Here is a 14,111-nt window from a genome sequence, read left to right on the forward strand (position 1 = left end):
TGGGCGCGGGCAAGCCTGCAATGATGCCCACCCAAGCCACACCAAATCCACACCCGCCACCGATCGTCAGCTCAACGCATCCCCTTCCCGCCCCAGGCGTCAAATGGTTCCAAAGGCCCCTTTGGAGAAGCCCCCATGACCCAGTACGCCGTGGCCCGCTTGGCCCAGCTCGACGAGCACCGCCCCCTGCGCGTCCAGGCCGGCAACGAAGAACTCATCCTCATCCGCCAAGGCGATCAGGTACACGCCTACCAGGGCCACTGCCCCCACGCAGGCGCCCCCCTTGATGAAGGCGTGGTTTGCGGTGGTTTGCTGGTCTGCCCTTGGCACAAAGCTGCGTTCGCCGTTGACGACGGCGTGGTTTGTGAGCCGCCTGCACTCGCCGACCTGCGCCGCTACAAGGCGTGGATCAAGGGCGATGAAGTCTGGGTCGATGACCAGCCCCTGTCGGCAACCGAACCGCCCAGGCACAGCGATGCCCGCTGTTTTGTGGTGGTCGGCGCCGGGGCCGCCGGCAGCGCCGCCGTCGCCACGCTGCTGGCTCATGGCTTCGCGGGCAGGCTGGTATGGATCGACCAGGAGCGCCAGCCGGCCTACGATCGCACAGCACTGAGCAAATTCGTGATTGCCGGGCAGATGCCGCCCGACGAGGTCCCCGCGCTGCTCGAAGCCGACGCCCTGCGCAAGGGCCAACTGCAGCGTAAGCACGGCAAGGTGCGCACCCTGAACAGCCAGAAGCGCCAGGTCACCCTCGCCGATGGTCAGCAGATCGATTACGACGCCTGCCTGCTGGCAACCGGCGGTAAAGCACTGCGCCCCGACATTCCCGGCGCCGACCTGCCCGGGGTGTTCACCCTCCGCTCACTGGAAGATGCTGCACAGTTGCTCGACGCAGCCGAGCCTGGCCAACCGGTGGTCATCGTCGGTGACGGCTTCATCGGCCTGGAGGCAGCCTCGGCATTGCGCAAGTATGGCGTGCAGGTGCACGTGGTCTCGCGCCACGAAGTCCCTCTGGCCCGACAATTGGGCGAGCGTATCGGGCGCTGCATTCGCGCGCTGCATGAACGAAAAGGCATCACCTTCCACGGCCCCACCGAGGTCGAGCGGATCGAAGGCCAGGACAAGGTCGAAGCGGTGCAACTGGCCAATGGTGAACGGCTGCAGACCCCCTTGGTGCTGTTCGGCACCGGGGTAAAACCCGCCACCGCGTTCCTTCAAGGGGTGCCGCTTGGCGAAGACAAATCGGTGAGGGTCGACGCCGAAATGCGCGCAGCTGACGGTTTGTGGGCCGCCGGTGACATCGCCACGTTCCCGCTCTCGGGGCGCCCGGTGCGCATCGAGCACTGGCGCCTGGCCCAGCAACACGGGGTGATCGCCGCCGCCAACATGCTTGGCGAACAACGCCGTTATGCCGATGTACCGTTCTTTTGGACCTACCAGCATGGCCGTACCTATGAAGTGCTAGGCCATGCCAGAGACTGGAACCGGATCGAGTTCGTCGGTGACCCGGAAAACGGCGATTTTGTTGCCCTGCAGTGTGTGGATGAACGCGTCGAGGCCGTTATCGCCAAGGGTTACTCCGATGCCATGGCGACGCTGTCGCAACGCCTGAAGCGCCCCTTGAGCCTGCAGGAAGCTTTGGCGCTCATTGGCTAAGGGGTGCCTTTCAATGCATCCAGGTTGTGTGTAAAACAGGCAGGTCAGCTGACTGCATAAGGACCCACGCGCATGATCTACCGCCCCCTCGGCCACAGTGGCCTGCAGGTTTCCGCCCTTACCCTGGGCAGCATGATGTTCGGCGAGCAGACCCGTACCGAGGATGCCCTGCGCATCATCGACAAGGCCTGGGACCAAGGCATCAACTTCATCGACACCGCCGACGTGTACAACGCCGGGCGCTCGGAAGAAATCGTCGGTGAAGCCGTGGCGCGCCATCGCCATGACTGGGTCGTCGCCAGCAAGGTCGGCTTCGGCCCGGCCGACGGCCTGCCTAACCGCAGCGGGTTGTCGCGCAAGCACATCTTCAATGCCGTGGATGCCACACTGACCCGCATGGGCATGGACTATCTGGACATCTACTACCTGCACCGCGAAGACCACAAGGTACCGCTGGAGGAGACCGTGCAGGCCATTGGCGACTTGTTGCGCCAGGGCAAGATCCGCTACTGGGGGGTGTCCAATTTCCGTGGCTGGCGCATTGCCGAGGTCTGCCATGTTGCCGAGCGCCTTGGTGTGCCCAGGCCGGTAGTCAGCCAGCCGCTGTACAACATCGTCAACCGCCAGGCCGAGCCCGAACAGCTCACTGCCGCCGCCGCCCATGGTCTGGGCGTCGTACCCTTCAGCCCGCTGGCCCGGGGCGTGCTCAGCGGCAAGTATGCGCCGGGCGCGGTGCCGGACGCCGGCAGCCGCGCAGGGCGGCAGGACAAACGCATCATGGAAGTGGAGTGGCGCCAGGAGTCGCTGACCATTGCCCGGCAGATTCAGACGTATGCAGAGGCCAAGGGGGTGGGTATTGTCGAATTCGCCATTGCCTGGGTGTTGAATAACCAATGGGTCAGTTCGGCGATTGTCGGGCCGCGGACCGAGGAGCAGTGGGATACCTATGGCGGCGCATTGGCGGTGAAGATTACCGCGGAGGATGAGGCGTTCATCGATTCGTTGGTAACGCCAGGGCATGCGTCCACGCCGGGCTTCAATGACGTGGCGCATTATGTGAGTGGGCGGCTGGCGCGCAGCTGACGCATTGGGGAGCCCTGAGCCGGGCTCCCGGTCCCCCCTTTCCCCAATCACCTCGGTATCGTGCGCACCATTGGTTTTCCACCTCTGGAGCTGCAATGAAACTCTTGCAACCGCTGCAAATCGGCCCACTCACCCTGCCCAACCGCGTATTCATGGCCCCCCTCACCCGCCTGCGCAGCCTGGAGCCGGGTGATGTACCCACCGCGCTGATGGCCGAGTACTACCGTCAGCGCGCCAGTGCTGGCCTGATCATCACTGAAGCCACGCAAATCTCCTTCCAGGCCAAGGGCTATTCTGGCTCGCCCGGCATTCACAGCGCCGAACAGATCGCTGCCTGGAAGCACATCAACCAAGGCATCCATGCCGATGGCGGCCACAGCGCCGTGCAGGTGTGGCACACCGGGCGGGTGTCGCATACCTCGCTGCAACCTGGCGGCGAGGCACCCGTGGCCCCTTCGGCGCTGCCGGCGGACGCACGCACCACCCTGCGTGACGCGCAAGGCAACCTGACACGCGTGGAAACCTCCGCCCCCCGGGCGCTCAGCGAAGCGGAGATCGCTGGCATCGTCGCCGACTTTGGCCAGGCCGCGATCAATGCCTGTGAAGCCGGCTTCGACTTCATCGAGTTGCACGCCGCCCACGGTTACCTGCTGCACCAGTTCCTCACCCCCAGTGCCAACCAGCGCGAAGACCGCTACGGCGGCAGCGTTGAAAACCGTGCGCGCATTGTGCTGGAGGCGGTGGATGCGGCCATTGCCAACTGGAGCGCCGACCGGGTCGGTATTCGCGTGTTCCCGCTGGGTGGTTTCAATGGTGTGGACAATGGCGAAGACCAGGAAGCCGCCGGCCTGTACCTGATCCGCGAACTGGCCAAGCGAAACCTCGCCTACCTGCACCTGTCCGAGCCGGACTGGGCCGGTGGCAAGCCACTGCGTGACGAGTTCCGCCAGGCCATTCGCGCCGCCTACCCCGGGGTGATCATCGCGGCCGGTGCCTACACCGCCGAGAAAGGCGAAGACCTCATCGGGCGGGGTTTGATCGATGCCGTGGCGTTCGGGCGCGCCTACATTGCCAACCCCGACCTGGTGGAGCGTCTGCGGCTGCAAGCGCCGCTGAATGAGCACCGGGCGAAGTTCGATTACGCCAATGGGCCTGAAGGGTATACGGATTATCCGTTCCTGAAGCAGGCTTGATGCAAAAACGGGCGCTCTTGCGGGCGCCCGTTTTTTGTCGTGTCAGCCCAGTTCAGCCAGCGCCTGCGCGGCATAGGCATGTGACCGCTGCCGCGCCAGCGGGTCATGGATGCGGCAGTCGATCATCAGCTCGTCCGCCCCGGTCTGCTCGATCAGCGAGCGCAGCCCTTCCCTCACCCGTTCAGGCCCTCCGGCTACGGTGCAGGCCATCACCTGCTCGAGCACGGCGCGCTCGTGGTCCGGCAAGCGTTCGATGTAACCCTCTTGCGGCTTGGGCAGCAAGCCAAAGCGCCCGACATGCAGGTCCAGCATCCACTTGCGGTGGGAGCTGGCCAGGTAGTCCGCCTCAGCATCGCTGGCAGCGGCGAACAGGTTCATGCCAACCATCACATAGGGTTTGGCCAGTTGCGCGGACGGCTGGAAGTTGGCGCGGTAATGGGCAATGGCCTGCAGCAGGTAACGCGGGGCAAAGTGCGAGGCGAAGGCATAAGGCAGGCCCAGCTTCGCCGCCAGGTCAGCACCGAACAGGCTGGAACCGAGGATCCACACCGGCACATCGTGCGCACCCGGTACGCCGCGCACCCGGCGTTTGCCGTTGTCCGCCAGGTAATCACGCAGCTCGGCGATGTCCTGGCTGAAATCACGCTCTGGCGCGGCGCCGCGCAATGCACGCACGGTCGGCCCGGACGTGCCTGGCGCACGGCCCAGGCCCAGGTCGATACGGCCCGGGTGCAATGTATCGAGGGTGCCAAACTGTTCGGCCACCACCAACGGCGCATGGTTGGGCAGCATGATGCCGCCAGCCCCCACACGAATGTGTCGGGTGGCGTTGGCGATTTCGTTGATCACCAGCGACGTGGCAGCCGAGCCAATGCCCGGCATGTCATGGTGCTCGGCGATCCAGTAGCGGCTGTAGTGCTGTTGCTCGACATGCCGCGCCAGCTGGCGGGATTCTTCGATCGCATCGGCGAAGGTCTTGCCTTCGCCGATCATGACCAGATCCAGTACGGACAGTGCAGTCATGGGGTCTCCAGAGGGATTATCAGTGGCTGCCAGTTTCCATGCTGCGCCGCCAGCGATAAACCCGGTTTCAGGCCCGGCATAGGGGCCTGGCATTCCCCAATCAGTATTCCCAAGGCACGCCCGGCTCCCAGCTGGCCACCAACAAGTCGATGAAGCCGCGTACCCGAGGGGACAGGTGGCGCTTGCTTGGGTAGACGATGCGAATGGGGTCTGCCGGGGGTCGGTAGGCGTGCAGTACCTCCACCAGATTGCCAGCGCGCAGGTCGTCACCGGTGATATAGGTCGGCAGGTGAATCAGGCCGAAACCGGCCCGGGCGCCGTCAAGCATGGCCTCGGAACTGTCGATGTTCAGCCGCCCGGGATCTTCGCACAGGTGCAGCCCCGCTTCTGTGTGAAAGCGCCAGGGCATGGCCTTCTCGCCCGCCAGGAAGGCGATCTTGTCATGGCCATAGAGGTCGCCGGGCATCTGCGGCACACCGCGCTTCTCCAGATACGCAGGCGATGCACAGGTCACGAACTGCTGCCAGGCGACGGTGCGCGTCAGCAATTGCGAGTCTTCCTTAGGTGCACCGATGCGCACGGCGACGTCCACGCCCTCTTCGACCAGATCAACGAAACGGTCGGTGAAGCGGATATCCGCCCGCAGTTCGGGCCATTGCTTGAGGTACTGGTCGAGGATAGGCAATACATGGCGCTGCCCGAGCGACAGCGGTGCGGTCAGGCGCAGGGTGCCAGTGGGCTTGCCGCGGCGCAGGGCCATGGTGCTTTCGACCTCGTCCAGGTCATCCAGAATCTGCCGCCAGCGCTCGAACGCCACCAGGCCTTCATCGGTCAGGCTCAGCTTGCGCGTAGTGCGGTTGAGCAGGCGCACCGCCATGCGGGCTTCCAGGCGGGCGATGCTCTTGCCCACCGCTGAACGCGTCAGGCCCAGGCTGGCAGCCGCAGCGGTGAAGCTACCGGCCTTCGCGGCGCTGACGAAAGCGGCGATGTCGCCGAAGCGGTTGGGTTCCATGGTGTTTTCCTGACGCTGATCGAACCGCCATAGATGGGTGCGATTTCAGGCAATGCAAGGTTCCTGATCTAGTGGGGCTGCCTTGCAGCTTCCGTTTGCCCGAGGTAGCGATCGGTCCAGTTAGCCAGCGGCAGTGGCGGCTGCTGGTCGACAATGCGTCGCCAGATAAGCATCAGCTCTTGAGCGTTGAACAGCGAGCCAGGCCCGCTGCCTCGCCACGGCGAAGGGACACCGACCCTCCACTGCCCTTGATGATCGCGCTGAGCCATGTTGAAACGGAAGGTGTAATTCCCCGGGATACCCATGCGCAGGTCGGTGACCACCAGTGCGTCGCCAATCTGGTCATAACGCAGCCAGTCATCGGTGAACCAGCGCAAGCGCTGGTGCAAAGGGTCATTGTTCAGTGCTTGCGCCAGTTCCAGGTTGCGCGACAAGCGTTGCATTTCGGGTGGTTGCTGGTCGAGCACGCTGCTGATGCCTTCGTAGTAATCGCCATCCGGGGCCTTGGCCAACACCCGCCAGACCAGGCTGTTGAATGCCATCGGCACGGCACGCACCTCGCTCACGACGATACCTTGCTGGTCCAGTGCCGACTGGAAGCGCTGCTCGGCAGCCATGCGCCCCGCCAGGCCGAAACCCAGGTAGCAGGTACTGAACACCAGGGCCATGGTCAGCAGGCGGGTAGCCCTGCGGGTCACGCCCTTCATGAGGGTGAAGACCACCGCAGCCAGCAGCGGCACGGTGTAGACCGGGTCGATAATGAACACCGCCGCCCAGCTTTCCGGGGTGGTGTGCAAAGGCCAGAACAACTGCGTGCCGTAAACCGTGAAGGCGTCGAGCACCGGATGGGTTACCAATACCAGCCAGAACGCCAAAAAAAGCCTGGGCAAGGTATACCCCTTGCCGGGCCAGCGCCTGTTGACCAGCCAGGCCAACAGCAAGGCCAGGCCGGTGAGCACGAACAACGAGTGGGAGAAGCCGCGATGATAAGTCATCTGCGACACCGGGTCGGCATAGCGAATGATCACATCCAGGTCCGGCAGCGTGCCCAGTGCTGCACCATACAGCAGCGAGCGTCGGCCCTGGATGCGCCCGAGCACGGTCCCTTGCAGCGCCGCGCCAAGTACGGCTTGGGTGATGGAGTCCAATGTGGGGATTCCTGAAAGAGTCGTTTCCGCACGCTACCCTCATACACCCCTGATGCGCAATTCTCCTGGAAGGCTCAGAACAACTGCCAGGTGTACACCAGCGTCAGGCGGTTCTCGTCGATATCACTGCGGTAGTTGGAGCGCGCCATGGCGTTCCTCACCCGAATCCCCAACCCTTTCAGTGCCCCGCTCTGCACCGCATAGCCGATATCCAGGTCACGCTCGCGGTCACGCCCCTCGTAACCCAGCCCGGTGTCGACATTGTTGCCGGTTATGTAGCGCACGGTCGCTGTCAGGCCCGGCACGCCCATGGCGGCGAAGTTGTGGTCGTAGCGCACCTGATACGAGCGTTCATCGGTGTAGGCAAACTCATAGGTCGGCACCTCGTTGCCCAACGGCGAGATGTTAGCGAATACCCGTGGGAACGGGCTATCGCCATAAATGCCCTGGTAGCCGGCATGGAAGCTGTGCCCGCCGTGCCGGGCAGTGAACAGCGAGAAGAACGCCTGGTTGTCGATGTTGCCCAGCAGCGCATCGCCTTGCTCACGCGCGGTGAAATAACCCAGGTTGGCGCTGAGTACCCAGTCCCCGACGGGTTTGCTGTGCTTCAGGCCAACGAAGCCTTGTTGGTAGATGTCCTCCAGCTGACCGTACCAAAGGCTGACGCTGCTCTGGTTGGCATTGAACGCATAGTCCCCTCCCACATAGTTGAACGCGTCGCTTTCGGCCTGTCGCATCGGCACATGGCCAAGCATCGCGTTCATCTTGCCGTCGCCACCTTCGTTGCGCAGGTGGGTGCTTTTCAAGTGCCCGGCCTGCATAGTCAGCCCGTCGATTTCCGACGAACTCAAACTCAGGCCCTGATAGGTGGGTGGCAACAGGCGAATATCACTGAAGGTCAGCACCGGCAGGTTCGGTTGCAGTTCACCTGCACGCAGTTCGGTTTTTGATATCCGGGCCTTGAAGGTCGGCGCCAGGCGGCTGTACTCATCGGCAGCACGGCCGTCGCCATGCACCGGCAACAGGCCGGTGTTGGTGCGGTCTGGACTGCTGTCCAGCTTGATCCCCAGCAAGCCCAGGGCGTCCACGCCAAAGCCGACCGGGCCCGGGGTGTAGCCACTTTTGAAGTCGAGGATGAAACCCTGGGCCCACTCCTCGGCCTTGGACTGTTTGTTGGCCCCGACAATGTCGGAAAAATCGCGGCTGAAGTAGTAGTTACGGGCACTCAGGGTGGCCTTCGAGTCCTCGAAGAAGCCGCCTTCGGCAGCCAGCAGTGGCTGGCTGAGCAGTGTCAGGCCCAGGGCAACGCAAGGGGTGTGGTTCATTCCGAAGCTCTCTTGATCTTGTTTTTATGGGTAAAGCGTTGGAAACACGGCAGTTCATGGAGTACGGCGCAGCACCTCCCGGGCACGTGGCTGGCGCAGCCTCAGCAGCGCGTGCGCCAGCAGGCCGAACAGCAGCCCCCAGAACGCTGCCGACAGGCCCAGAAAAGCCACCCCCGAAGCGGTGACCAGGAAGGTGAACAGCCCGGCGTCGCGCTCGGCCGGTTCTGCCAGGCTGCGGACCAGGGCTTCGCTGATGGCGCCATACAGGGCCAAACCGGCCAGGGCCGCGATCAGTACGGCGGGAAAGGCGGCGAACAGCGACATCAAGGTGGCCCCGGCAATGCCCAGTAGCAGGTACAACGCACTGCCAGCCACCGCCGCCACATAACGCCGTTGCGGGTTTTCATGGGCTTCATGGCCGGTGCACAGGCTGGCGGTAACCGCCGCCAGGTTCAGCCCGTGGCAACCGAACGGCGCCAGTAGCGCCCCAGCCAGGGCACTGGCGCTGATCAGCGGGCTGGCCGGCGTGGCATAGCCAGCGTTGCGCAGTACCGCCATACCCGGCATGAATTGCCCGGTCAGTGCCACCAGCACCATCGGCAGCGCCAGGCTGAATACCGCCGACAGGCTGAACTGGGGGGTGACCCACTGGGGTGAGGCCAGTTCCAGCACCAGTGCCTCGCTGCGCAACGTACCGCTGGCCACGGTCACCAGCATGCCCACGCCCAGCACCGCAGCCACGGCATAGCGCGGCTGCACCCGACGCATCAGCACGTAGGTGACGAACATCGCCAGTACCAGCAGCGGTTGCACCGGCAAGGCGCGGAACACTTCGATGCCAAAGCTGAACAGGATCCCGGCCTGCATACCGGCAGCGATAGAGCCCGGAAGGCGCGCGATGATGCGGTCGAAGGCCCCGCTGATGCCGATCAGCAGCAGGACCAGGTTGGCCACCAGGTAGGCACCCACGGCCTGCTCCAGGCCCAGTTGCGGCAAGGCGGTGACCAACAGGGCCGACCCCGGGATCGACCAGGCGATCACTACCGGCACGCGGTAGCGCAGGCTGAGCAGCGCACCGAGTACGGCACTGCCCATGGACACGGCCCAAACCCAGGACGACAACTGCTGGTGCGACAGGCCGGCCGCTTCGGCGGCGTGGAAAATGATGACCAACGGGCCGGCATAGGAGATCGTCGTGGCAATGCTGCCGGCGACGATGGCCGACACAGAGCAGTCCTTGATCAGCGTTTTCATGAAGCTTCTCGCAAGGCAGCGGCCGGCCTTTGTGGCGGGCTCTTGTTTGGGTGTTGGCTGCTTCGCGGGCTTGCCCGCTCCCACAACGACTACACAGGCTTCACCTGTGGGAGCGGGCATGCCCGCGAAAAGCCCACTCGGTGGATCAGGCCTCCTGCAAAGCCCGCGGCCGCCCGCTGCGCTGCTCATCGGCACCGCCCTGGGCCTGCTGCAACTGGAAGTCGAACTTCAGCTCGGCATGCCGACCCTCCGGCCCTTCGACGAACACCACCTCCCCGACCAGCCCGTCCCGTGTGGCATAGGCAAAGTCATCCCACAGGTACTTGTCCCCCGACAGGTTTATCTGCGTGGTCAGGTGCCGGTACCCGGGCGCCGAGATAAAGAAGTGCACATGGGCCGGGCGCTGGCCATGACGGCCCAGCAGGTCCAGGCATTCCTGGGTTGGCCCCTGCGGGTCGCAACCATAGCCCGATGGCACGATGGAGCGCGCGCGGTAACGCCCTTGGGCATCGGTAACGATGCGCCGACGCAGGTTGTACGCCGACTGGCTTGGGTCAAAGAACGAATAGGTACCACGGGTATTGGCATGCCACAGGTCGACCGTGGCACCCGGCAGCGGGTGTCCGTGCGGGTCCAGCACCTGGCCTTCCAGGAACATCACCGTGGCCACGCCCTCCTCGCTGCCGTCGTCCATGCGCACTTCACCTTGGGCAATCGGTGCGCCAGCCACGTACAACGGGCCTTCGATGGTGCGTGGGGTACCGCCAACGCGCCCTGCCTCCTGGTCCTTGGCATCCTGCAGCAGGTCGAGGAAGTGTTCGATGCCCAGCCCCGCCACCAGCAGCCCGGCCTCGCCACGACCGCCCAGGCGATTGAGGTAGTCGACGGCGTGCCAGAACTCGTCTTCGCTGATGTCCAGGTCTTCGATCAGCCGCGCGGTATCCTGCAGCAGGCGCTGCACGATGCGTTTGAGGCGTGGGTTGCCGGCCGCATTACCAAAGCCTGCGGCCTCCTCGAAGAACTGCTGTACCTCGGCAGTATGGGAAATGTTCACGGTCATGGGGGGTTACCTCGTCTTGTTCTGTTCGGTTCAGGCCTGCGCCGCCAGGGCCTGGGCGTGGCGCCGACCACTGGCCAGGTGCACGGCCATGGCCAGCGCGGCGATGGCGCCAGGAATGGCGAAGGCGATGAAATTGAGTTGAAGTGGCAGGTTGATGCCCATCAGCGCACCGCCCAGCAGCGGGCCGACGATGGCGCCATTACGGCCGATGCCCGAGGCCCAGCCCAGGCCGGTAGAGCGCACCGACAGGCCGTACATCTGCGCCGCGCCGGCATACAGCAGAATCTGCGTACCAATGGTGGTGGCGCCGGCAATGAAGATCAGCAGGTACAGCACCGGCATCGGGCTGTTCACCCCCAGCAGGCTGATCGACAGTGCGGCGGCAATGAAGAACGCCACCTTCACCTTGACCAGGTTGTAGCGGTCGCCCAGCCAGCCGCCGAGGATTGCCCCGGCCATGCCGCCAAAGTTCAGGGCCAGCAGGAATGACAGGCTTGAGCCCAGGCTGTAGCCGGCGTTGGCCATCAGCTTTGGCAGCCAGGAACTCAGGGCGTAGACCATCAGCAGGCAGCAGAAGAACGCAACCCACAGCGCCAGGGTGCGAATCGCCAGGCCATTGCGGAACAGTTCCAGCACCGAAGCGCCGCTGCCTTTGCGGTCGGCCGCCTGAAGCACATCATCGGCCTGGACATCGCAGTCCGGGTCCAGCCGTTTGAGCAGTGAGCGTGCTTCCTCGATACGGCCTTGGCGCACCAGGAAACCGATGGATTCAGGCAGGTAATAAAGAATCACCGGTAACAGCAGCAGAGGCACCGCTGCGGCGAAGAACATCGACTCCCAGCCAAAACGCGGCAGCATGAAAATGCCGACACCTGCCGACAGCATGCCGCCCAGCGAATAGCCACTGAACATGATCGCCACCAGCGTGCTGCGCAGGCGCTTGGGCGCGTATTCGTTCATCAGTGCCACGGCGTTGGGCATCAGGCCACCACAGCCCAGGCCGGCGATGAAGCGGTAGATGCCAAACTCGCTCGGGCTGCTGGCAAAGCCGTTGAGGATGGTCGCCCCCGAGAACAAGGCGAAACAGATGGCAATGCCCTTCTTGCGCCCGATGCGGTCGGCCAGGCTGCCGAAGGCCAGGGCGCCGAACATCATGCCGAACAGCGCATAGCTGCCCAGTGCACCAGCCTGCAACGGGGTCAGGCCCCACTCTTTCATGATGACCGGCAGTACCACACCGTAGATGAACAGGTCATAGCCGTCGAAAATCAGCAGCAGGCCGCACCAGGCCATGACCATCCAGTGAAACGGGGAAAAGCGCGCATTGTCGATGATCGGGTGTACATCAAGGGTTCGCATGGCATCTGTCGCTCTTGTTTTTGTTTTGGAAGAAAACTTTTGCCTTGAGGTTGCAGTTCAGCCGAGGTCGCCGCCCCCAACCGGCAGGGTCACGCCGGTGATGTACGAGGCTTCGTCGGACGCGAGGAACAGAATGGCCCCCACCTGCTCGTCGATGCTGCCGTAGCGGTGCATCAGGCTGCTGTCGAGGGTCTGGTCGACGATCTGCTGGTACCAGTGCTTTTCCTGCTCGGTTTGCGCTGCACTGTTGCGGGGTACGCGCCGGGGCGGCGCTTCGGTGCCACCCGGCGCGGTGGCGTTGACACGGATCCCACGGCCAGCCGTTTCGAAGGCCAGGCAGGCGGTGAGCGCATTGACGCCGCCTTTGGCCGCGCCATAGGGCACACGGTTGACGCCACGGGTGGCGATGGACGAAACGTTGACGATGACGCCGTTGCCACGTTCAAGCATGTAGGGCAGCGCGGCATGGCAGCACCACAGTGTCGGGAATAGCGAACGGCGCACTTCGGCCTCGATCTGCTCGACATCGTAGTGCTCGAAAGGCTTTGCCCAGATGGTGCCGCCGACGTTGTTGACCAAGATGTCGAGGCGGCCGAAGGTTTCCACCGCACTGGCCATGACCCGGGCGCAATCGGTGTGTTGCTCCAGGTCGGCGGTGAGGGTGAGCATGCCTTCGCCGGCCAGCTCGTGGACCAGTTCGGAACGGTCTACGGCCACCACTTGCGCACCTTCGGCCTTGAGCCGCCAGCACACACCCCGGCCGATGCCTTGGGCGGCACCGGTGACCAGGGCGACCTTGCCTTGGAATCTGTTGTTCATATGCAAATCTCCGCCTTCCCGCGCGCCCTGTAGGCGCGGGTTTACCCGCGAATGCGTCCGACAAGACAACGCTGCTGTACCTGCAGGCCTCTTCGCGGGTGAACCCGCTCCTACAGGGGCGGTGTCATGTTCGAAATGAAAGGAATCAGGCCGCAGCCGCAAACTTCTCGTAGTAGAAGTTGGCTGGGGTAATGCCCTGTTCGCGCACGTACTGGCTGACCGCTTCCACCATGGGTGGCGGGCCGCACAGGTACACATCCACATCGCCGTCATTGAGGTGGCGTGGCTCGATGTGCTGGGTGACATAGCCCTTCTGCGGGTACTGGCTGTCCGGGTTGGCGACGCAGGCGCTGTAGGTGAAGTTGGGGATACGTGCCGCCAGCGCTTGCAGGCGGTCGAGCTCGACCAGGTCGAAGTCGTTGGTCACGCCGTAGATCAGGTGCAACGGGTGCTCACTGCCCTGCTCGGCGATCTTCTCCAGCATCGCGGTGAACGGTGCCAGCCCGGTACCACCCGCCAGCAGCAACAGCGGGCGCTGGATCGGCCGCAGGTAGAAGCTGCCCAACGGCCCGGCCAGGCTCAGGCTGTCGCCAGCCTTGGCAAGGTTGGTCAGGAAGCTGCTCATCAGCCCACCTGGTACGTTGCGGATCAGGAAACTGACTTCGCCGTCCTTTTGCAGCGAGCTGAACGAGTAGGCCCGGCTCTGCTCGCTGCCCGGCACCTTGAGGTTGACATACTGCCCCGGCAGGAAGGCCAGACGGCTCAGGGCCTCACCCTTGATCGACAGGGCAATGGTGCTGACCGACAGCTGGCGGACATCGCTGATGGCGGCCTCGAAACTGGCCTGCTCGGTCTTGCACAGCTGCGACGAAGCCGGGATGCGGATGACGCAGTCGCTTTCGGCGCGCATCTGGCACGTCAGCACGTAGCCTTCGGCGATTTCGTCTTCGCTCAAGGCGTCTTCGATGAAGTTGTCGCCAAGGTCATAACGACCGGACTCAGCCTTGCACTTGCAGGTCCCGCAAGCGCCGTCACGGCAGTCCAGCGGAATGTTCATGCCTTGGCGGTAAGCGGCGTCGGCCACGGTTTCCTGACCGGTGGCTTCAATGAAACGGGTAACCCCGTCTTCGAAATTCAGTGCGATCTGGTAGCTCATGTTGCACCTCGCGGGCGAGCCGG

Annotated in this window: 12 protein-coding genes; 3 read left to right on the top strand and 9 right to left on the bottom strand. The window is 63.9% G+C overall.

The genetic code is table 11. The annotated features are described in order from the left end of the window. Window positions 1-135 precede the first annotated feature (135 nt). The 3 genes from KW568_RS15010 to KW568_RS15020 all read left to right on the top strand — a co-directional run bounded on the left by KW568_RS15010 (window position 136) and on the right by KW568_RS15020 (window position 3,932). Window positions 136-1,656: an apoptosis inducing factor family protein gene (locus KW568_RS15010; protein WP_004576268.1), complete on the top strand. Its 1,521-nt coding sequence runs from the start codon at window positions 136-138 to the stop codon at window positions 1,654-1,656. A 72-nt stretch (window positions 1,657-1,728) separates the two neighbouring features. Continuing rightward, window positions 1,729-2,739 carry an aldo/keto reductase gene (locus tag KW568_RS15015; protein WP_004374352.1) on the top strand — a complete coding sequence of 337 codons (1,011 nt, stop codon included), beginning with the start codon at window positions 1,729-1,731 and terminating at the stop codon, window positions 2,737-2,739. Window positions 2,740-2,834: 95 nt separating this feature from the next. Continuing rightward, window positions 2,835-3,932, top strand: a complete 1,098-nt coding sequence (locus KW568_RS15020; protein WP_004374351.1) for an alkene reductase — start codon at window positions 2,835-2,837, stop codon at window positions 3,930-3,932. Window positions 3,933-3,974: 42 nt separating this feature from the next. Here KW568_RS15020 and KW568_RS15025 read toward each other — a convergent pair whose 3' ends face one another. The 9 genes from KW568_RS15025 to benC form a co-directional block, all read right to left on the bottom strand. Next, a complete protein-coding gene (locus KW568_RS15025) occupies window positions 3,975-4,955 on the bottom strand; it encodes an LLM class flavin-dependent oxidoreductase (RefSeq protein ID WP_004374344.1) in 981 nt (326 codons plus the stop codon). A gap of 100 nt (window positions 4,956-5,055) precedes the next feature. After that, on the bottom strand, window positions 5,056-5,967 hold the full coding sequence (locus KW568_RS15030; protein WP_004374343.1) for a LysR family transcriptional regulator: 912 nt from the start codon (window positions 5,965-5,967) through the stop codon (window positions 5,056-5,058). A 68-nt stretch (window positions 5,968-6,035) separates the two neighbouring features. After that, window positions 6,036-7,115 carry a metal-dependent hydrolase gene (locus KW568_RS15035; protein ID WP_004576269.1) on the bottom strand — a complete coding sequence of 360 codons (1,080 nt, stop codon included), beginning with the start codon at window positions 7,113-7,115 and terminating at the stop codon, window positions 6,036-6,038. A 74-nt stretch (window positions 7,116-7,189) separates the two neighbouring features. After that, window positions 7,190-8,440 carry an OprD family porin gene (locus KW568_RS15040; RefSeq protein ID WP_004576270.1) on the bottom strand — a complete coding sequence of 417 codons (1,251 nt, stop codon included), beginning with the start codon at window positions 8,438-8,440 and terminating at the stop codon, window positions 7,190-7,192. Between the two features lie 54 nt (window positions 8,441-8,494). Then, the gene (locus KW568_RS15045; RefSeq protein ID WP_004576271.1) at window positions 8,495-9,694 is read right to left on the bottom strand and encodes a benzoate/H(+) symporter BenE family transporter; all 1,200 of its coding nucleotides are present in this window, start codon (window positions 9,692-9,694) and stop codon (window positions 8,495-8,497) included. 145 nt (window positions 9,695-9,839) lie between these two features. Then, window positions 9,840-10,754: a catechol 1,2-dioxygenase gene (catA, locus tag KW568_RS15050; RefSeq protein WP_004576272.1), complete on the bottom strand. Its 915-nt coding sequence runs from the start codon at window positions 10,752-10,754 to the stop codon at window positions 9,840-9,842. 30 nt (window positions 10,755-10,784) lie between these two features. Continuing rightward, window positions 10,785-12,113 carry an aromatic acid/H+ symport family MFS transporter gene (locus KW568_RS15055; RefSeq protein ID WP_004576273.1) on the bottom strand — a complete coding sequence of 443 codons (1,329 nt, stop codon included), beginning with the start codon at window positions 12,111-12,113 and terminating at the stop codon, window positions 10,785-10,787. A gap of 57 nt (window positions 12,114-12,170) precedes the next feature. Continuing rightward, a complete protein-coding gene (locus tag KW568_RS15060; protein ID WP_004576274.1) occupies window positions 12,171-12,932 on the bottom strand; it encodes a 1,6-dihydroxycyclohexa-2,4-diene-1-carboxylate dehydrogenase in 762 nt (253 codons plus the stop codon). A 145-nt stretch (window positions 12,933-13,077) separates the two neighbouring features. Further along, entirely contained in the window at window positions 13,078-14,088 is a 1,011-nt protein-coding gene (gene benC, locus KW568_RS15065; RefSeq protein ID WP_004576275.1) for a benzoate 1,2-dioxygenase electron transfer component BenC, read from the bottom strand. Between the last annotated feature and the right edge of the window lie 23 nt (window positions 14,089-14,111).

Source organism: Pseudomonas sp. HD6515, assembly GCF_024971855.1.
Taxonomy (GTDB): Bacteria; Pseudomonadota; Gammaproteobacteria; order Pseudomonadales; family Pseudomonadaceae; genus Aquipseudomonas; species Aquipseudomonas alloputida.